Below are 20,809 nucleotides of genomic sequence, written 5' to 3' on the forward strand. Positions count from 1 at the left end.
TTAAGAAAAAATGAACACATTTTACCAGTTTTCTTTAAACGAAAGAGGTAGGACAATGGTGAAATTTATTGCTTATACCTATACCGTTGCCGTACTGCTTCTATTGTCATCTTGTATTGCTGATCCGAAAGACGATCACTCGATTTCAAGCTCCGACAAAAAACAAATTCTTTTTTTTACCGACCAAAAAATGATGGAAAAAGAATCAATTTACTACGATGCTTTATTAGATTTAAAAAAACAATTTCCAGAGGAAATGGACAATATGATGATCTACCAAGCTGATAACCCTGAATCTAAGCGGTTTAATATTAAAACATATCCTTCCATTATCGTGATGGATCATGACGGCATCATTTTGCATATTAAAGGATCAGTTTCAACAAAAGATGAAATTGTAGAGCCGGTCTCAGAAGTGCTTTCCGAATAATGAGAATGTCGGTTTGAGGTAATTAAGCGCTGAGAAGATTCTTTAGCTAAATAGGATTTGTGCTCAAAATCTCTGCACAACATATTTTTGTGAAAAAACTTTCACAACAGTGAGAGAATTGTTCCATCATTTATTTTTCATCATAAAAAACATACTAACATTAGTAGTACAGACCTAGGCCAAGGTTTGTGCTACTATTTTTTTATAGTAGAAGTGAAGGAAGGTCGAACATCCCCTGGGACCAAATAGAGTCCGTATTAAAAACAGACCAACTTCACATCCTTATTTGAATCAGTTTAGTATGTTGGGTCCGAAGAGACCGTGTATAAGAAAATGGAATCAATAAGGCAATGTGAAGAACTTCTATGTTTGGCTAAAAAGGAGAGGCAGAAAATATGAAACACGTAGTGGCATTTGATGTCAGTATGGGGAAAAGTACAATGGTCATTTATGACCGTTATCGTCAATGCGAATATGAGGGTGAAATAACCCATAACCGCTACTCTTTCGAGAAATTAAACGAAACCCTTATATCTTTAACACAAAAAGATGCACAGGCACCTGATATTGTCTTTGAAGCAACAGGCGTATATTCAAAACCACTAGAACGATTCTTAGGTGATCAAGGTTATATGTATTATCGAGTTAACCCACTCGAAGCGAATATTCAAATGGCTTCAATGAGGAGACAAAAAACAGATAAAAGCGACGCTCATGAACTTGCGAAAACTCACTTTAGAGTTGAACGTGAACAAACTTATCAAGAAGGGGAATATTATAAACAAATGCGTGCAATGACGAGATATTATGATGAATTAAGTAGTGAAATGACGCATTTATATAGTCGTTTACATGCGATTCTACAATTGAGTTTTCCCGAGTTAGAAAAGCTATTCAGTAAACGTTCTGCTTTATTTTTGAATGTCGTTCAATTATACCCTCATCCGGATCATGTGTTAGTTTGTTCAAAAACAGTGATTCGTAATCGTTTAAAAGCCAACACAAGAAAAAACTTATCATTGGCACGTGCTGAAGAAAAAGGGATCGCTTTAATCGAAGCAGCAAAAGAAGCGTATCCAGCAATTTCAAAAGATGATATTCGCTGTGAACAAGTGCGGGATTATGCCAAACGGATTGCAGACTTGAAGGAGAAAAGAGATCAACTTGTCCAAAAGATGGTTAAATTATCGAAAGATAAACAAGAGTATCAGATTTTAATTTCATTTCCAGGAATCGGAGAAACGACTGCAGTTCGTTTAATTGGAGAATTAGGAGATATTCGACGATTCAAAAACCATAAACAACTGAATGCTTACGTCGGTATTGATATTATGAGATATCAATCTGGGAATACCTTTTATAAAGACAAGATTAATAAAAGAGGAAATAACAAACTTAGAAAGATTCTATTTTACATGATCCAGACCATGATCCAACTACGGAAAAACACACAAAATCATATTGTAGATTATTATGATAAATTAAAAACGCAACCCCAGAGGAAACCTCATAAAGTTGCGTCCATAGCATGCGTGAATAAGTTCTTGAAATCGGCTTATCACCTTATCACACATAATCTGAAATACGATTACGAAAAGGCAACAATGCATCAGTAATCGTAAGTAAGATTATATCACAAAGACCTGACGAAAAAAATGGAAATCGTGAGGTCTATTTGTCATGCGAAAATTTATTTTGGAAGGAAGGGGTCCCCCTTCCTTCCAAAATAAAATCTATATTAACCAAATTATTTAATAAAAAATACTTGACTAGAGGTAAGAAGGTGTTGTCCAAAAAGTCAAATCCCCATTGAAAACAAATAATCATAAACACCGATATATCAACGTTTCTATAACATTAAAAGGGGCAGTCAATAAGCCGAAAAAACGACTTATTAGACTGCCCCTTTGGGCTGCATTACTTATTTATAATATGAATCGGTGTTCCAAGTGCAAGTTCGGCAGCTTCCATTGCAATTTCTCCTAATGTCGGGTGGCCATGAATCGTCAAGGCAATATCTTCTGCCGTCATGCCTGCTTCAATCGCAAGTCCAAGTTCAGCAATCATATCTGATGCGCTGACACCTGCGATTTGAGCCCCAATAACAAGGCCGTCTTCTTTTCGTGTAATCAATTTTACAAATCCATCGGTTGCATTTAATGACAATGCGCGACCGTTTGCTGCAAATGGAAACTTAGCTGCCACAATGTCAATTCCTTCGTCTTTAGCCTGTTGTTCCGTATATCCGACAGAAGCCAACTCAGGTTCTGAGAAGACAATGACAGGAATTCCGTTATAATCGATTTCAGAAGGTTTTCCAGAAATCGCTTCTGCAGCAATTTTCCCTTCATATGAAGCTTTATGAGCAAGTGAAGGTCCTGGAACGATGTCTCCAATAGCATAAATATTTGAAATATTTGTCCGGCACTGTTTGTCAATTTTAATGTAGCCTTTTTCATCGATTTCTACTCCGACTTGTTCGAGACCAAGTTCATCAGTGTTTGGTTTGCGTCCTACTGTAACTAAACAATAGTCCGCTTCCACTACTTGCTCTTTTCCTTTCGCTTCAAATGTCACTTTTACTCCGTCTTTTGTTTCTTCAACACCTTTTGCAAGTGCGCTAGTATGAATTTCGACATTTCCTTTTTTCTTCAACGCTCTTTTTACAAGAGCTGTCATTTGTTTTTCAAATCCTGGAAGAATTTCTTTGTCTCCTTCAATAATCACAATTTCAGTGCCGAAATTCGCATAAGCAGTTCCAAGCTCTATGCCAATGACTCCCCCGCCAATGATAACCATTTTTTTCGGAACTTCTTGCAGGGACAACGCTCCTGTTGAGTCAATGACTCGCTCAGAAAATTTAATGCTTGGAATTTCAATTGGACGGGAGCCAGTTGCAATGATTGCATTTTTAAATTTATACGTTTGAGCTGAATTTTCGTTTATGATTCTGACGGTGTTGCGATCAACAAAATATGCTTCGCCTTTTACAATTTCAACTTTATTTCCTTTTAAAAGGCCTTCAACACCGCCTGTAAGTTTTTTGACGACACTTTCTTTCCAAGCTTGCACTTTAGAAAAGTCTAGTGTTACATTTTCAGCTTTTATTCCTATATCTTCTGATTCTTTAGCCTCTACATAACGGTGTCCTGCACTAATTAATGCTTTAGAAGGAATACATCCAACATTGAGGCAGACGCCGCCAAGAGATCCTTTTTCAACGATCGTAACTTTTTGCCCTAATTGCGCAGCTCTTATTGCAGCCACATAGCCGCCGGGACCAGCTCCTATGACGAGAGTGTCAGTTTCAATCGGGAAATCTCCTACTACCATTTATTACGCCTCCATTAGTAATAATTGGGGATCATGCAATAAACGCTTAATATGGTTAAGCGCATTTTGTGCAGTTGCACCGTCGATCATTCGATGGTCAAAGCTTAAAGACAGCGCTAAAACAGGGGCTGCAACGATTTCTCCGTTTTTCACAACCGGTTTTTCAGAAATGCGTCCGAGACCTAGAATGGCTACTTCTGGATGATTAATGACAGGAGTAAACCATTGGCCGCCAGCGGAACCAATATTGGTTATCGTGCATGATGCGCCTTTCATTTCATTTGGAGTAAGTTTGCCTTCACGCGCTTTTGTTGCCAATTCATTAATTTCTGCAGAGATTTCAAAAATCGATTTTCGATCTGCATGCTTGACAACAGGGACTAAAAGTCCTTTTTCCGTATCAGCTGCAATTCCGATATTGTAATAGTGCTTATGAATAACTTCTTCTGTTTCATCATCAAACGACGTGTTTAATACTGGATATTTTTTAAGTGCTGATGTTAAAGCTTTGACAACATAAGGCAAATATGTAAGCTTAATGCCTTGTTCTGCCGCAATAGCTTTAAATTTCTTCCGATGTGCAACAAGCTCTGTTACATCGACTTCATCCATTAATGTTACATGTGGCGCAGTTTGCTTCGATTTAACCATCGCTTTTGCAATTGCTTTTCGAATACCGCTGATTTTCTCGCGGGTTTCTGGGAATTCTCCTTCAAGGACAACCGGAGCCGGCGCTGCTTTTTCTCCTGCCGATACGCCTGTTGCAGCTTCTTTTTCCACGTTTTCAACAGGTTTTGCTTCTTCTTGTCCACCTTTCAGATAAGCATCAATATCTTCCTTCAATATGCGCCCGCCGTTTCCTGAGCCTTGTACCAATCGAATATCAACGCCTTTTTCACGCGCATATTTTCGGACGGATGGCATTGCAATTACGCGTCGGTTAACATCTACGTCTTCTGAAGCAGACTGTGAAGCGTTGCTTTCCGCTTTTTGCTCTTCTGTGGAAGGCTTTTCTTCTTTTGCTGCTTCACCGCTTTCATCGCCTTTTGATTGATTTTCATAACCTGGAGCATCAATTGTGACTAATACTTGACCGACAGTTGCAACTTCCCCTTCATTCACTTTTAATTCTAATACTTTTCCTTTTACAGGGGAAGGGATTTCAACAACTGCTTTGTCATTTTGCACTTCACAAAGAACATCATCTTCATTGATTTCATCACCAGGTTTGATAAACCATTTTACTATTTCACCTTCATGAATGCCTTCACCGATATCCGGCATTATAAATTCAAAAGCCACAGATTTCAACCTCCTAAATAATTTTCAGTTGATGGCCGAAAAGAAGAAAAGATGATGCTCCTCTTTTTAGCCAATTAGAAATTCAATGCTTTTTTAGCCGTTTCAACGATATCTTTGTAGTTTGGAAGCCATACATCTTCCGCTTGTGAGAATGGATAGACAGTGTCCGGAGCTGCCACGCGGAAAACAGGAGCTTCCAAGCTAAGAATCGCTCTTTCATTAATTTCTGCAACAACATTAGCAGCAATTCCTGCTTGTTTTTGGGCTTCCTGCACGACAATCGCGCGGTTTGTTTTCTCTACTGAAGCAATAATCGTTTCTATATCCAGCGGACTTACTGTACGTAAATCGATCACTTCTGCTGAAAAGCCCTCTTTTTCAAGTTCGTCAGCAGCTTTTAAAGATTCATGCACCATTGCCCCGTAAGTGATGATCGAAATATCTTTTCCTTCACGTTTTATATCCGCTTTGCCGATCGGAATTGTATATTCTTCTTCCGGAACTTCATCACGGAAGGAACGATAAAGCTTCATATGCTCCAAGAAAATGACCGGATCATTATCCCGAATTGCTGAAATAAGCAACCCTTTTGCATCATAAGGGGTGGAAGGAATAACGACTTTTAAACCAGGCTGCTGCGCCATCAAGCCTTCCAAGCTGTCCCCATGAAGCTCAGGGGTATGAACGCCGCCGCCGAAAGGAGAACGAATGGTGATCGGAGCATGCCAGCGGCCCCCGGAGCGATAACGCAAACGCGCCATTTGTCCAGAAATGGAATCCATAACCTCATAAACAAAACCGAAGAATTGAATTTCAGCTACCGGACGAAAGCCTTGTGTGCTTAAACCGATTGCTAAGCCACCAATTCCTGATTCTGCCAGAGGTGTATCAAAAACTCGGTCTGGGCCGAATTCTTTTTGAAGTCCTTCTGTTGCACGGAACACACCGCCGTTTACACCAACATCTTCCCCAAATACTAACACATTTTCGTCGTTTTTCAGTTCCGTACGCAACGCATCAGTGATTGCTTGAATCATTGTCATTTGCGCCATGCTCACTTCGACTCCTTCTCTTTATAAATTTCATATTGTTCTTTTAAGTTATAAGGCCAGCTTCCTTCTTCAAACATAATGTTGATTAAGTCTGTCACTTTTTGTTTTGGAGTTTCATCCGCTTTTTTGATTGCTTCTTTTATATCTTCTTTCGCCTTTTCGATAACTTCGTTTTCTTCTTCCTCGCTCCACAATCCTTTTGCTTGAAGGAAGTTTCTGAAACGAACAAGCGGATCTTTTGCCTCCCACTCGTCATCAAGCTCTTTTGCGCGATATCTCGTTGGATCGTCTCCTGCCATTGTATGCGGACCGTAGCGGTAGCATAATGTTTCAATTAATGTCGGACCCTCACCGTTTATTGCCCGTTCACGCGCTTCCTTCACAGCTGCATAAACAGCAAGCGGATCCATTCCATCTACTTGTATACCAGGGATTCCAGCTGCAACAGCTTTTTGTGCAAGTGTTTCAGCTGAAGTTTGCACTTCTACAGGTGTTGAAATTGCAAACCGGTTGTTTTGAACGATGAAAATAGCAGGTGCTTTAAATGCCCCAGCAAAGTTTATTCCTTCGTAAAAGTCGCCTTGAGACGTTCCTCCATCACCTGTATACGTAACAGCAACTGCTTTTTTGCCGCGTTTTTTCAAGCCTAATGCTACCCCTGCAGCTTGCACATATTGGGCGCCGATAATAATTTGCGGTGAAAAAGCGTTTACGTCTTCAGGCATTTGGTTTCCATGAAAATGCCCGCGGGAATATAAAAATGCTTGATACAAAGGCAATCCATGCCAAACTAACTGCGGTATATCACGATAGCCCGGGAGAATGAAGTCCTCTTTTTCCAAGGCAAAATGAGAAGCAATTTGTGATGCTTCTTGTCCGGCAGTCGGTGCGTAAAAACCTAAACGACCTTGACGATTTAAAGAAATTGAACGCTGATCCAACACTCTGGTAAATACCATTCGTCTCATTAATTCCTTTAATTCTTCATCAGAAAGGGAAGGCATCGCATCTTCATTCACGACTTCGCCTTTTTCGTTTAAAATTTGGAACGTTTGGAATTCCTTGCGAATCGCATCAAATTGCTTTTCGCTGTCAACGACAACATTTTTCGCCTTTTTTGCCATTCAACACACCTCTTCGTTTCATTTTCTCAGCCTTTAAATTCATCCATAAAACTAGATTACCCCAAATTGTTCATGGAGACACACATTGCGGATCTTTAATTGCCAAAATCGTCAAGTACATTGCAAGATCGCTTTACAAACTGTATTAATTTTTTTATTTAAAATAGTAATACACATCGATTTCACTTCATAGTGTACACCCTTTTTTCACATGCGTCAATTAATTTGTTTATTTTTAAAACAATATATAAAACGCTTTCAAGATAATTGGAAATATTTTTGCTTTTAAATCTGTACTAATACAACAGATAATTCTGTATCACTATTACAGATACAGACGGAAGCGAATCATTTATCTGGAGAGCGTGTTGCTTCTCTATATAAATTACAGAAGAATTTATATAAATAAGGAAGTCTTCTAGGCAAACGTCTATACCTTTATTTTGCTTCATCATACGATGATATAGACATTTGACCTAAATAAGGCGATATGGAGTCCTTATGTGGAGGTGAAAGAGATGCATTATTATTACAATCCGTCTTATCATTACCCATCATACGGATATTTTCCAGTTTCAAACTGGACATTTGTATTGATCGCTGTGCTTTTTATTTTGCTCATTATTGTTGGCGCTGCCTGCTTAAACTATTAATTGATGATTGTCCGATTTTCGGGCAATTCTTTTTTTGTTTCTTTTAAAAGATTTATGTATAATGAAATTTGTTGATATAGGTTCAGGAGTGATTAGCAATGATTACAATGGAAGATATTATTAAGGAAGGACATCCAACTCTTCGTCAAGTTGCCAAGGAAGTGGAATTGCCCGCTTCTGAAGAGGAGAAAAAAATTTTAGCGGAGATGCTTCAATACTTAAAAAACAGTCAAGATCCAGAGATTGCAGAAAAATATGGATTGCGGCCTGGGATCGGTCTTGCCGCCCCGCAAATTAATGTATCAAAACGAATGATTGCCGTTCATGTGACGGATGAAAAAGGAAAATTATATTCGTACGGCCTGTTCAATCCAAAAATTGTAAGCCATTCAGTGGAACAAAGTTATTTAACAAGCGGTGAAGGATGCCTTTCCGTTGACAGAGAGGTTCCAGGATATGTTCCGCGTTATGCACGCATCCGCGTCAAAGGGGTTGACCTTGAAGGCAATGAAGTCGACCTTCGTTTAAAAGGTCTTGTCGCTATTGTGTTTCAGCATGAAATAGATCATTTAAACGGCATTATGTTTTATGATCGGATCAATAAAGAGAATCCTTTTAAAGAACCGGAAAATGCAACTCCAATTGACAGATGAAGCCAGAAGTTAGCGCCCGGCATCCAAGCCGCGGAATATTTTGAAGCAAAACGAAAATCCATGCAAAAAATCCCGAATAGTTCTTTCGGGATTTTTTGTTCATAAAGAGAAATTTTTTGTGCACACTACCATTTGAAATCGCCTTTGCAAGGCATTTTTTTTAAGTTTAGCTTCGGATTTATATCAACTGCAATTGCTTTGCAGCATAAAATATTCCATCTTCATCAACAGGCTTTGTAACAAAATCAGCTACTTTTTTCACATGCGAAACAGCATTACCCATAGCAACGCCTGTTCCAGCAAACGAGATCATTTCTATATCATTCAAACCGTCTCCAAAAGCAACCACATCTTGACGGCTAACGCCAAGCATATCCATTATCTTTTTGATCCCTTCTGCTTTCGATCCTTTTTTTGGAACAACATCAGTTGAAAGCTGGTGCCAGCGGACAAATTTTATCTCTTCAGAAATATTGAACTGTTCTTCTTCTCCTTCTTTGCAAAACAAAAGCGCTTGGTAAATATGTTTTTCTTGAAAATAATCAGGTCTGTACTCAGGATGCGAGAGGTGCAAAGATTTCAAACTTTCATGAATAAACGGATGATCTTCCACATTTGCTTTCATATCTTCTTCACTCAAAAATACAAGCGGGTAATCAGTATTTTCAGTCGCTTCGATTAATTGCTCCAACGCATCGACCTTCAAAGGATTTTCATAAATAACTTCTCCTTCATGCACAACATACTGTCCGTTATAGCTGACATAAGAATGGATTTCGAGCTCTTCTCTTAGCTTTTTAAACATAAAAGGGCCGCGGCCGGTTGAGATGGCGACGTGATGTCCGGCTTTTTTCAAACGGGTGACCGCGTCAAGAGTAGATTCCGGCAAACGTTTATCATGATCCAATAAAGTACCGTCTATATCAAAAAAAATAAATTTTTTCCCCATGTTCAATCTCCTTTTCTCTTTCGTGAAAACCTTATTTACACTAAACAAAACGGTATAGTATGCAAACGCTTTATGTCAATAGAGCTTTTCCACGTTTAGCCATAAAAAAAATAAAAAAATAGCATATAATATAAGTAAATACAATCGGACTCGACTTTGACATCTTAATGAAGGAGGAGTTGATATGTTAAAACGTTTAAAGAAAAAAATTAAAAAACAGTGGAAGCAATTGCTTCGCAGAAAATCGATTGCTTAAAGAGGGGCTGTCCAAAAAGTCAGGGTAACTGACTTTTTGGAGCCCCTCATTTTTTCACTTTTTAAAAAAAATGCACAAAAAAATCGTCCTTTCTAGTAAAATGAAGTTACCACACAACATTACAGAAAGGACGATTTTTTATGAGCAATCAAATGATTACTCGTGAAAATTATAACACACAAATGACACTTCCTCTAGATGGAAAAGAAGAAAAAACTCCTGCCAAAAGAAATTTAGCCCCTACTTTCAAACCATATGACAACCGTCAAGTTCAAATGATTTATGATATTGAATCTCTTATACCCGAACATCACGTGGCACGTGTCGTGGACGAAATGGTGGAGGCGATACCAGATAAACAATTGTTTTCTCATTATAAAGGCGGCGGCAGAAGTTCCTATCATCCCAAAATGATGCTGAAAATCATTCTGTATGCTTATTCTCAAAAGGTTTATTCCTGCCGAGGAATCGAAAAACTCGTTAAAGAAAATATTCCTGCCATGTGGCTTTCAGCGATGCAACAACCAGATTTTCGCACCATTAATGAGTTCCGAGGGGAACGGATGAAAGCTTTAATGGATGAGCTCTTTGAAGTCATGATTCTCAAATTGATAAAAGAACATTACATCACGATGGAAAACTACTTTTTGGATGGCACTAAGATCGAAGCCGATGCCAATAAGTATTCTTTTGTGTGGAAAAAATCCACTTTGAAATTCGAAGAGAAATTAAAAGAAAAAATCCAAGAAACACTAAAGCACATTCATGAATTAACCCAATTAGAAGCCGGAACAGGGCAAAAGGAAAGCGATCAACATACAGAGATCACCGAACAAAACCTGGAGGAAATCGCAAAAGAAATAGAAGAAAAAGTTGAAACGCTAACGGAAGAAATCGAAAAGGAGACCGATACATCCATTCGGAAAGAGAAGCGAAAAAAACGCAGTCAATTAAAGAAATCGGTGAAACAAATTCGTGAAGATTTCCTGCCCCGAATGGCAAGATACAAGGAACAAAAGGAAATGTTCGGTGACCGTAACAGCTACTCGAAAACAGACAAAGACGCAACCTTCATGCGCATGAAAGAAGACCATATGAAAAACGGTCAGCTCAAGCCCGGATACAACGTGCAAATGGGGACAGAGAATCAGTTTATCTTGTTTTATACCATTCATCAACGACCGACCGATACACGTTGCTTTATCCCACATATGGAGAAGCTAGCCTCCAGTTCATTACCGATGCCCAAAACGGTCATTGCGGATGCAGGCTATGGTAGTGAAGAAAACTATGTATATGCAGTTGGTGATGAGAAAGAGCCCCGTTTTGAGTTTCTAATTCCTTATGGGAGCTATGTAAAAGAACAAACACGTACATACAAAAAAGACATTAAAAATGCCAAAAACTGGACCTATTGTGAAGAGGAGGATTGTTTTATTTGCCCGAATGGAAGGAGAGTAACGTTTAAAAAATACCAAAACAAAAAGAATCCATCTGGCTATGAACAAAGCTTCAAAATATACGAATGTGAAGATTGTACCGATTGCCCATTGAAAGCGAAATGCACAAAAGCGAAGGGAAATCGTCAAGTTCACTGGAATCCCATCTTCGAAGAAATGAAAGCAAAGGCCAAAACAGCCCTTGAATGTGAAGAGAAAGCCGCAATCTACGCTCGACGCAAAGTCGAGGCAGAAAGTGTGTTCGGTCACATCAAGGGCAATCGGTCGTTCCGCAGATTTTCTTTGCGGGGCCTCGACAAGGTACATGTTGAGTTTGGGATTGTGGCATTAGCCCACAACATACTGAAAGTAGCCGGCATCCGCCAGCTACTTTCAGATAAAAATCGAAAAAATATAAAAGCAAGTGGAGAGAAACGAATTGTTTTTCTCCACTTGCTTCATTTTAGGGACTTATCGGACAGCCCCTTCGTTATTTTCAATGAAGGTTGGATTTGCCATCAGAATCGACTATAATAATAAAAGCTAGTTTAACATGGAAAGTAAGGAGAGATTACGCAAATGATGTTTAAAGTTTTTTATCAGGAAAACCCGAATGAACCGCCTGTTCGGGAAAGAACGAAAACATTTTTCGTTGAAGCGGAATCAGAAAGAGAAGTTCGTGAAAAATTAAAAGGCCGCTCCATAAACATAGAATATATTCAACCGATCAGCGGTCCGTTTTATGAATTTGAAAAACAAAGCGAAAATTTTTCTGTATTGGAGAAATGATAGTATATGAAATTTGTAAAAAGAGACCAAGTAGCAGCATTCGCCCTCGGCGGATTGGGCGAAATCGGAAAAAATACGTACGGTGTGCAATTTCAAGATGAAATCATTTTAATTGATGCTGGAATTAAGTTTCCAGAAGACGAACTTCTAGGGATTGACTATGTGATTCCGGACTATACGTACTTAGTAAAAAACCAAGAAAAAATTAAAGGCTTGTTCATCACACATGGCCATGAAGATCATATAGGCGGTATACCTTATTTGCTACGGGAAATTAATGTACCAATCTACGGCGGTAAACTGGCGATCGGACTGATTCGCAATAAGCTTGAAGAGCATGGACTTTTAAGACAAGCTAAACTAAACATCATCCAGGAGGATGATGTGATTCGGTTCAGAAAAACTGCCGTAACTTTTTTCCGTACAACTCACAGCATTCCAGATTCATATGGAATTGTTGTCAAAACTCCCGCAGGAAATATCGTTCATACAGGAGATTTTAAGTTTGATTTTACTCCAGTCGGGGAACCTGCAAATTTAACTAAAATGGCGGAAATCGGCAAAGAAGGTGTGCTCTGTCTTTTATCGGACAGCACAAACAGCGAAATTCCTGAATTTACAATGTCTGAAAGACGGGTCGGCGAAAGCATTCACGACATTTTCCGAAAAGTAAGCGGCCGCATCATTTTTGCAACATTTGCATCCAATATTCATCGACTTCAGCAAGTAACAGAAGCAGCTGTTAAAAACAATCGAAAAATAGCTGTTTTTGGAAGAAGTATGGAAGCAGCTATCCAAATTGGTCAAGAACTCGGGTATATTCGCTGCCCGAAAGATACGTTTGTTGATGCAAATGAAATAAACCGTCTGCCCGCTCATCGGGTCGTGATTTTATGTACAGGAAGCCAAGGCGAACCAATGGCCGCTCTGTCCCGAATTGCAAATGGAACTCATCGGCAAATCCAAATTATTCCCGGCGATACGGTCGTTTTCTCATCATCGCCCATCCCAGGGAACACTTTATCGGTTTCAAGAACGATCAATCTGCTTTTCCGCGCCGGTGCGGAAGTAATTCACGGGTCGTTAAATGACATCCACACATCTGGCCACGGCGGACAGGAAGAGCAAAAATTAATGCTGCGGTTAATGAAGCCAAAATATTTTATGCCGATTCATGGAGAATATAGAATGCAGATCATGCATATGAAACTAGCTGTCGATTGCGGAGTTCCAAAGGAAAACTGTTTTATTATGGATAACGGAGATGTGCTGGCGATGAACGACCGCGAAGCATCCATTGCCGGTAAAATTCCGTCCGGATCCGTTTATATTGACGGAAGCGGAATTGGCGACATTGGAAACATTGTGTTAAGAGACCGAAAAATTTTATCTGAAGAAGGACTCGTAATCGTTGTCGTCAGCATCAATATGAAAGAGTTCAAAATTGCTGCAGGACCTGACATTATATCGCGCGGCTTCGTTTATATGAGAGAATCCGGCGATTTAATTAAAGATGCCCAAGAACTGATTACTAAGCACTTAAATAAAGTATTGGAAAGAAGAACTACGCAGTGGTCGGAAATCAAAAATGAAATCGCCGATACACTCGCTCCGTTTTTATATGAAAAAACGAAACGCCGACCGATGATCTTGCCAATTATAATGGAAATTTAAGTAATAACTTGTGATCGATCCCTCTTGTGTTGACAGTGGAACATACTGTTTAACATAAGAGGGATTTATTTTGCAAAAATGTCCAGTTGTTATTTTGTCGGCTCATAACACGCAGCATCCGGCCGCTCTTGCTTTTTTAGGTAGATGGTTTTAAAGCGGGCAGCCGTCAGCTAAAAGTTCTTATAAAAAACGAAAAAGTGAGTGCTTGAAGAGAAGAAAGACGGAGATCAAAACATGTAAATGAAAAATACCGAAAAGTTTTATGGTTAATTTTTTCGATATACAAGTGTTTAATAGAAGAGCAGAAAGACATTTTATGTACGTTTGTGCCATCATATAAATTTATACGCAATCATTTGAAAAACATTTGATGAAAAAATTCGACTTGGATAATGTCATAATCAGAATTTTTCAGGAGCAGGTGCTGCAAGTGGCAGCAGTAAAGGGAGATAATAAAGAAATCAATTTGTAGTTAAAGAAGACATGTATTCGATTGCCAGAAAAAACAACGACATTCTTGCAATAAGCAAGGATTTTGAGCCGGCAAACAAAAAAAGAATGAGAAGAACTGTCTTTAGGCATTCTAGACAGCTGCTTCTCATTCAATTACCATGTAAGCTTCAAATGATTGTTTTTACTTGACTGGATAAGTTCAGTTCATTCTTCAGTAGATTTTGATTTTGCCCATGCGGATGAAACATTTAAAGCTCCGAAAGAATGTATATAAGTTTTCATTATTCTCCTAGCACTTTCTTTTCAAACCGATCAATATCGACGTCAGCTCCGATGACAATTAAAATATCTCCTGCCTTGATTACTTCTGTAGCTTGCGGCGATACGATAATTTCGTTATTTCGTTTAATCGCAACAATATTGATTCCGTATTTCGCACGAATATCGAGCTCGATGAGAGAATGACCGGCAATGTTGCGGTTAGCAGCAATTTCAACAATGCTGTGCTCTTCCGACAGCTCAAGATAGTCCAACACATTGTTCGAAAGAAGATTATGGGCAAGCCGCCGCCCCATATCCCGTTCAGGGTGAACAACTGTATCTGCTCCTATTTTTGACAAAACCTTTTCATGATAGTCGTTTTGAGCCTTCACCGTTATATGCTTAACTCCTAGTTCTTTCAACATAATGGTTGTCAAAATGCTCGCTTGAATATTGTCGCCGATGGCTACGATCACATGATCAAAATTTCTGATTCCCAAGCTTTTTAATACGGCTTCATCCGTTGTATCCGCTACAACAGCATGTGAAACAATATTGGCAAATTCGTTTACTCGATCCTCATCCACATCAATGGCAAGCACCTCTGCTCCTTCTTCCGATAACGTTCGGCAAATGCTTCCGCCGAACCGCCCCAACCCGATTACGGCAAACTCCTTTTTCATCAATACTCCCCCATTACAACTTGAATGACATTATTCTTGTATTTCTTGGCCAAAATCAATCGCTTGTTTCAACTTTTGCTGCATAAACCCTATTCCTTTGCAATCGGAAAGAGGATAATGAAAAGCTGTCTTATTTGTAAACACTTGTTCTATATATGGACGGAATTTCTTTCCTCCCAAAAGAACAATATCATCTACATCTAACAAATTTTTTTCAACCGCTTGTTCCTTCAATTGGTTGATTGTAATTAATTCAGGATGCTTTTTCATGCTAAAGGAAACATTGTAAGGACCAGGCACAAAATCATTTGGCCGCAAAAAGCCATGCTTGGCAGACAAAATCACCCATTCATCGAAAAATTTTTTAGCATACGCCTGGCAAAGGCGGTGAAAAACTCCTATATACGCTTTTTCTGCGGAAACAGCACCTGCACTGGGCTCTTTATCCCATACTTTTTTTGTTCCGCAAGGTATGACACAAATCCTTCTCATTTAACATTTCACCTGTTCAATCGATTATTCAATTCATTCAAAAATTGTATAATATCGTTATGAAAAACAAAATCAGCCCATTCATCGAAGTCTGTTTGTTCTTGGTTGACAATCACTAATACCGCTCCCATCCTTTTTGCCAAGAACGGTATTTCGTTCGCTGGCCGAACTGTTAAAGATGAACCAAGCACGATCATAACGTCTGCTTTTTCACATTCAAGCTCCGCATCTCTAAAAGCATCTTCCGAAAGCAGCTCTCCGAACAGTGTAATGGAAGGACGAATAAAGCCCCCGCAGCCGCAATAATATTGATTTTTCAAGTATACATCATTTAAAAAGCGTTGGCCGCAATTGTGGCAGTGAAACGTTTGAAGTGTTCCATGAAGTTCAATTACGTTTTTGCTTCCTGCTAAGAGATGGAACCCATCAATGTTTTGAGTAATAATCGATTGAATCTTCCCTTCCTTTTCCCATTTTGCCAGCAAGTAGTGTCCTTCATTCGGAGATTTGCTTTTATATAATTGAAGGCGTTCTTTATAAAATTGAATAAATTCATCACGGTTTGTCTCCATCGCTTCAATGCTTGCCAATTTACTCGGATCCTTTTTGCGCCACAAACCAGTTTTTGAACGATAATCCGGAATTCCGCTGGCAGTGGACATCCCTGCGCCAGTAAATACAACAGCATGTTCAGATTGTTGCAAAAGATCAGCGATTTCGGATATCAAAGCCATCTTTTTTCATCCTTTTTTATTAATTGTGAAAACAATTATTTTAACCTGAACTTACCATTTTTTTATAAATGAAATCAATAAATTCGTCAACAATTTCTTTGCGGAACCGTTCAGTCCGAGACAATATCGATAAATGCCGTTTAATTTCCACATCTTTTATTTTCAATTCATATAAGTAGCCGTATTTCAGCTCTCTTGACACCGTAATCCTCGGCAAAAAGCCGATTCCCAGCCCGGATTCTATAGCAGCTTTTACAGCCTGCGTGCTTCCTAGCTCCATATAATAATTTATTTTATCTAACACCCCATATTTTTTTAATGTATTTTCGATAATGAGACGGGTTCCTGAATTTTTTTCTCTCCAGATCATTTTTTCTTTTGCCAGCTCTTCAATGTCAATTTGTTTTTTCTCCTTCAAAGGATGCTCTCTTCCGCATACTAAAATAAGCTCGTCATCGACAAGCTTTTTTACATGAAAAATGCTGTTTTCTACAACTCCTTCTACAAATCCGATATCAATTTTGCGGTCAACAAGCCGATCAATAATGCCCGGAGTATTAGAAATCGCTAATGAAAGCTTTACATCTGGCACTTCTTTTTTAAATTTTCCGAGCAGACTAGGCAAAAGATATTCCCCAATTGTCAACGTCGCTCCGACACTTAGTGTAAAATCTTTGTGTCCGGTTATTTCCTTTACTGCTTCTTTTGATTGTTGAATTTCTTCCACAATATTTTTGGCAATCGGATATAACATTTTGCCGGCTTTTGTCAAAGTCATTTTTCCGTTCGAACGGTCAAACAATGGGGTTCCATAATAATCCTCTAGTTGATGGATTTTTCTCGTAACAGCCGGCTGGGACACATAGACAAGCTTTGCAGCACGGCTGATGCTCCCTTCCTCAACAACAAGACAAAACATTTTTAAACTTTCCAAATCCAATTCGGAATCACTTCCTTACAATTTAAACACTTAAAAACAACTTCATGCTAACACCTATCAGCAAAAAAGACAACATTTGCAAAATCCATTTTCCAGGCACTTTTGTTGATAAGATAGCTCCCAGTTGAGAGCCGATCATCACTCCTATACCGCCCCACAAGCAGGCCGTCCAATTAACATTCCCTAATGCAATTTGATTCAGCGCACCAACAAGTGAATAGATCGATAATGCAAAAAGAGAAATCGCAGTTGCGTCGTGAGGACGAATCTTCAATAAATAAATTAAAATGGGGACGAGCAACCATCCGCCGCCAATTCCAAAAAAATTCGATAAAGTTCCCAACAAAAGTCCGATGATGAATAAAAAAACAGCTTTTAAACGGTTTCTGCCCTCATTGAAAAAACCTGCTTTCATACTATGTTCCGGCTCTTCCGGAGCTTTTTTTAAAAGCAAAAACATCCCGAGCATGAATAAAGCAGCGGCAAATATCCAATAAAAAAAGTCGGGTGAAATAATTCCCAACAGCCAAGTGCCGATAAACGTTCCCGGGATGGAGCCGAAGATAATCGGCCAACTGATAGAAAAATGAACACGCTTTTGCCGTATATAATTCATCGACCCTGATATAGAATTGAGAAAAACCACAACAAGACCCGTACCAGCTGCAATTTCAGGAGGCAATTTCAACAGCAATAAGAGAGCAGGAACAAACACAAATCCTCCCCCTGCTCCCACCATTACCCCATAAGCGCCTGACAAAAGTCCAAGAGCGAGCAGCAAAACCATTTCCACCATTCAAGTTCACCTCTATTAATATCCTAATTAAAGGGTACCAGTGAGAAGGATTGGTGTGAAATGCTTATTCAACATGGGGTATAACAAAATGTTATAGTTTGTGATATTTTTGTTTTTAGTGCTTCTAGCCTTGCCCATTTAGAAAATGTTATATATAATTAAATCGAAATCATTACGATTTAATACAGCGGGGTACACATATATTTTGAAAGGAGTTCAAATCGATGAAAAAAGTCTTTTTTGCATTTTTAATGGCAATGCTTGCAATCTTTCCTATCGGCTGCGGCCAAAATAACAACAATGCTTCCGAAACGAACAATAATAATGAGGACAAAAACAATCAAAAAGAAATTGAAATTTATACAACAATCTATCCACTGACAGATTTCACTAAAAAAATCGGCGGTAAATACGTTCACGTCGAAAGTGTTTACCCGCCGAATGTAGAAGCCCACACGTATGAACCTACATTAAAAACTTTGGAATCAATTGCGAAAGCGGATTTATTTATCTATACTGGAGCTGGTATAGAAGGATTTGCCGATAAGGCAGAAAAAACGCTGAAAGACGGCAATATCAAAATTGTAAAAGCAGCTGAAGGAATCCCATTATTAAGTGCGTCCGAAGATGAACATGACCATGAAAGTGGAGAAGAAGAGCATTCACATCATGAAGAAGATTCAGATCATGAAGAAGAACATGGGAACCAAAACGAAGAGGAACACGATCATGCACATGGAGATGTTGACCCTCATGTATGGCTTGATCCAAATAGGGCCATTACTCTTGCGGAAAACATCAAGAACGCTTTAACGGAAGCGGCTCCTGATCAAAAAGAATATTTTGAACAAAATTTCGCTCAACTTAAACAAGATCTTGAAGAACTGGATCAATCATTTCAAGAAACAATAAAAAAATCGAAAACAAAATATATTCTTGTAGCTCATGCTGCTTATGGTTATTGGGAAGACCGCTACGATATTGAACAAATTCCAATATCGGGATTATCTCCAACAGATGAGCCTAGTCAAAAGCAGCTTGTCAAAATCATTGAACTATCGAAAAAACATCATTTAAAACATGTGATCTTTGAACAAAATGTATCTGAAAAGGTAGCAAAAATCATCCAACAAGAAATTGGTGCCAAATCATTAACGCTACATAATTTAGAAAGTGTTTCGGAAACAGATTTAAAAAATAACGAAGACTACTTCAGCATTATGAAACGCAATCTTGAAACTTTATCTGAAGCTTTAAATTAAATACTATTTGCACGCTTTTAGGGGGCTGTCCAATGAGTCTTTTTTGGCTTATTGATGCCCCCTTTAATGCTTTAGAAAACGTTGCTATATCGATGTTTATGAGTTTTTGTTTTCAATGGAAATTTGACTTTCTAGACAGACCTTTATATAAACTAAGTTTACATAATAAAACTACTGTATACTGTTAAACTTTTTTATTTCATATTTTTGTAAAATCAAGTAAAATATTTAGACATACGAATAAATATGAGAGGAGAAACCAAAATGGAAGCAGCTGTTCAAAAACAGAATATGGGTCAAATTACATTATACAGAATATTATTTATTATCGGATTTGTTCATCTTCTAAACGATTCGATTCAAGCTGTTATTCCAGCAGTTTTCCCTATATTGGAAAAATCAATGAATCTTACATATATGCAGCTTGGATTCATTACATTCAGCCTTCAGCTAACGGCATCTTTGCTTCAGCCTGCTGTCGGGTTTTATACAGATAAAAAGCCGATGCCTTATTTGCTGCCCATCGGGCTTACGTGTACGTTTTTCGGCATGCTGGGACTTGCTTTTGCACCTAATTATTGGATTGTTTTAGTTTCGGTATTTTTCGTCGGAATCGGTTCAGCCGTTTTTCATCCGGAAGGTTCAAGAGTGGTGCATTTAGCAGCGGGAGAACGAAAAGGGCTCGCCCAATCCATTTTTCAAGTTGGAGGTAATGCCGGACAATCTCTTGCTCCCATTATGACAGCTCTTATTTTCGTCCCTATGGGACAATTTGGCGCGATTTGGTTTACTTTAATTGCCGGCATGGCCGTCATCGTCCTTCTATACATTGCAAATTGGTATAAGGAAAAGCTCGACAGCCGAAAAAAAACAAGCGCAAAAAAAGCCGTTGTGCAAGTTCCTGCCGCTCGAAAAAAGCAAGTGAAAATTGGACTTATGCTGCTCATCTTCTTAGTTTTTGCTCGTTCATGGTATCATGCAGCAATCACTAATTTTTACCCTTTTTATTTAATTCATGAACATGGACTTTCCATCAGCAAAACACAGCTATATATTTTTATATTTTTAGCAGCAGGTGCAATCGGAACATTTTTAGGAGGGCCGCTTTCAGATCGTTTCGGAAGACGGAATATCATTGCTTTCTCAATGCTCGGATCAGCTCCGCTGGCGGTCATTTTGCCTTATGTGAATGAATTTTGGGCAATTCCAATAATGCTCATTAACGGTTTTATTATTTTGTCAAGCTTTTCTGTAGTTGTCGTATACGCACAAGAGCTAATGCCTGGAAAAATCGGAACTGCATCAGGCTTAATGGTCGGTCTTGCCTTCGGTTTAGGCGCTTTAGGATCAGTCGTGCTCGGTGCTCTCGCGGACTTATTCGGCTTAAAGCCAGTTATGATCGCGTGCGGCTTTCTTCCATTTATCGGCATGCTCTCCATGCTTTTACCTTCCGATCAAAAGCTGAAAGAATGGGCATCTTAACATTTTTACAAGACAGCAGCTACTTTTCAATTGATGTGAAACAAAAGACAAA

The 20,809-nt window shown here is 38.8% G+C and carries 19 protein-coding genes; 9 read left to right on the top strand and 10 right to left on the bottom strand.

All coding sequences use genetic code 11. The annotated features are described in order from the left end of the window. Window positions 1-55 precede the first annotated feature (55 nt). Both NSQ94_RS11030 and NSQ94_RS11035 read left to right on the top strand, forming a co-directional pair. Entirely contained in the window at window positions 56-430 is a 375-nt protein-coding gene (locus NSQ94_RS11030; protein WP_066250224.1) for a hypothetical protein, read from the top strand. Window positions 431-825: 395 nt separating this feature from the next. After that, complete coding sequence (locus NSQ94_RS11035; protein ID WP_063388609.1) at window positions 826-2,046, top strand: IS110 family transposase; 1,221 nt, start codon at window positions 826-828, stop codon at window positions 2,044-2,046. A gap of 301 nt (window positions 2,047-2,347) precedes the next feature. On the opposite strand, the gene lpdA is transcribed toward NSQ94_RS11035, so the two are convergent. The 4 genes from lpdA to pdhA form a co-directional block, all read right to left on the bottom strand. Further along, on the bottom strand, window positions 2,348-3,763 hold the full coding sequence (lpdA, locus tag NSQ94_RS11040) for a dihydrolipoyl dehydrogenase (RefSeq protein WP_066251282.1): 1,416 nt from the start codon (window positions 3,761-3,763) through the stop codon (window positions 2,348-2,350). 3 nt (window positions 3,764-3,766) lie between these two features. Beyond that, window positions 3,767-5,065, bottom strand: coding sequence for a dihydrolipoamide acetyltransferase family protein (locus NSQ94_RS11045; protein WP_339229070.1), 1,299 nt, complete (start codon window positions 5,063-5,065; stop codon window positions 3,767-3,769). Window positions 5,066-5,139: 74 nt separating this feature from the next. Continuing rightward, window positions 5,140-6,117, bottom strand: a complete 978-nt coding sequence (locus tag NSQ94_RS11050) for an alpha-ketoacid dehydrogenase subunit beta (RefSeq protein ID WP_063389643.1) — start codon at window positions 6,115-6,117, stop codon at window positions 5,140-5,142. Window positions 6,118-6,119: 2 nt separating this feature from the next. Further along, a complete protein-coding gene (gene pdhA / locus NSQ94_RS11055) occupies window positions 6,120-7,241 on the bottom strand; it encodes a pyruvate dehydrogenase (acetyl-transferring) E1 component subunit alpha (protein WP_063389642.1) in 1,122 nt (373 codons plus the stop codon). 518 nt (window positions 7,242-7,759) lie between these two features. Between pdhA and NSQ94_RS11060 the strand changes: the two genes are divergently transcribed. Both NSQ94_RS11060 and def read left to right on the top strand, forming a co-directional pair. Then, a complete protein-coding gene (locus NSQ94_RS11060; RefSeq protein WP_130157987.1) occupies window positions 7,760-7,894 on the top strand; it encodes a YjcZ family sporulation protein in 135 nt (44 codons plus the stop codon). A gap of 98 nt (window positions 7,895-7,992) precedes the next feature. Further along, complete coding sequence (gene def, locus NSQ94_RS11065; protein ID WP_063389641.1) at window positions 7,993-8,547, top strand: peptide deformylase; 555 nt, start codon at window positions 7,993-7,995, stop codon at window positions 8,545-8,547. Between the two features lie 178 nt (window positions 8,548-8,725). On the opposite strand, the gene NSQ94_RS11070 is transcribed toward def, so the two are convergent. Next, window positions 8,726-9,496 (bottom strand): Cof-type HAD-IIB family hydrolase, encoded by a 771-nt coding sequence (locus NSQ94_RS11070; protein WP_339229072.1) that lies wholly within the window; start codon window positions 9,494-9,496, stop codon window positions 8,726-8,728. Between the two features lie 396 nt (window positions 9,497-9,892). Here NSQ94_RS11070 and NSQ94_RS11075 point away from each other — a divergent pair, with 396 nt between their 5' ends. Genes NSQ94_RS11075 through rnjA form a run of 3 tightly spaced genes read left to right on the top strand, consistent with a single transcriptional unit; the run spans window position 9,893 to window position 13,654 of the window. Next, window positions 9,893-11,725: an IS1182 family transposase gene (locus NSQ94_RS11075; RefSeq protein ID WP_339229074.1), complete on the top strand. Its 1,833-nt coding sequence runs from the start codon at window positions 9,893-9,895 to the stop codon at window positions 11,723-11,725. A gap of 45 nt (window positions 11,726-11,770) precedes the next feature. Next, complete coding sequence (locus NSQ94_RS11080) at window positions 11,771-11,980, top strand: RNA polymerase epsilon subunit (protein WP_063389639.1); 210 nt, start codon at window positions 11,771-11,773, stop codon at window positions 11,978-11,980. Window positions 11,981-11,986: 6 nt separating this feature from the next. Continuing rightward, a complete protein-coding gene (gene rnjA, locus NSQ94_RS11085) occupies window positions 11,987-13,654 on the top strand; it encodes a ribonuclease J1 (RefSeq protein ID WP_063389638.1) in 1,668 nt (555 codons plus the stop codon). A 734-nt stretch (window positions 13,655-14,388) separates the two neighbouring features. Here rnjA and NSQ94_RS11090 read toward each other — a convergent pair. From NSQ94_RS11090 to NSQ94_RS11110, 5 genes are read right to left on the bottom strand one after another with little or no spacing between them, the layout of a single operon-like run. Beyond that, window positions 14,389-15,054 carry a TrkA family potassium uptake protein gene (locus NSQ94_RS11090; protein ID WP_269467019.1) on the bottom strand — a complete coding sequence of 222 codons (666 nt, stop codon included), beginning with the start codon at window positions 15,052-15,054 and terminating at the stop codon, window positions 14,389-14,391. A 27-nt stretch (window positions 15,055-15,081) separates the two neighbouring features. Next, window positions 15,082-15,543 (bottom strand): DUF6884 domain-containing protein, encoded by a 462-nt coding sequence (locus NSQ94_RS11095; RefSeq protein ID WP_130157983.1) that lies wholly within the window; start codon window positions 15,541-15,543, stop codon window positions 15,082-15,084. A gap of 8 nt (window positions 15,544-15,551) precedes the next feature. Continuing rightward, window positions 15,552-16,277: an NAD-dependent protein deacylase gene (locus NSQ94_RS11100; protein ID WP_144596953.1), complete on the bottom strand. Its 726-nt coding sequence runs from the start codon at window positions 16,275-16,277 to the stop codon at window positions 15,552-15,554. 40 nt (window positions 16,278-16,317) lie between these two features. Beyond that, complete coding sequence (locus NSQ94_RS11105; RefSeq protein WP_339229077.1) at window positions 16,318-17,217, bottom strand: LysR family transcriptional regulator; 900 nt, start codon at window positions 17,215-17,217, stop codon at window positions 16,318-16,320. 22 nt (window positions 17,218-17,239) lie between these two features. Beyond that, the gene (locus NSQ94_RS11110) at window positions 17,240-18,013 is read right to left on the bottom strand and encodes a sulfite exporter TauE/SafE family protein (protein WP_094245630.1); all 774 of its coding nucleotides are present in this window, start codon (window positions 18,011-18,013) and stop codon (window positions 17,240-17,242) included. 224 nt (window positions 18,014-18,237) lie between these two features. Between NSQ94_RS11110 and NSQ94_RS11115 the strand changes: the two genes are divergently transcribed. Together NSQ94_RS11115 and NSQ94_RS11120 are read left to right on the top strand one after the other, a co-directional pair. Then, a complete protein-coding gene (locus NSQ94_RS11115; RefSeq protein WP_339229079.1) occupies window positions 18,238-19,275 on the top strand; it encodes a metal ABC transporter substrate-binding protein in 1,038 nt (345 codons plus the stop codon). Window positions 19,276-19,539: 264 nt separating this feature from the next. Beyond that, the gene (locus tag NSQ94_RS11120) at window positions 19,540-20,757 is read left to right on the top strand and encodes an MFS transporter (RefSeq protein WP_094245628.1); all 1,218 of its coding nucleotides are present in this window, start codon (window positions 19,540-19,542) and stop codon (window positions 20,755-20,757) included. The last annotated feature ends 52 nt before the right edge of the window (window positions 20,758-20,809 follow it).

Source organism: Aeribacillus sp. FSL K6-2833, from assembly GCF_037965815.1.
GTDB lineage: Bacteria > Bacillota > Bacilli > Bacillales > Aeribacillaceae > Aeribacillus > Aeribacillus composti.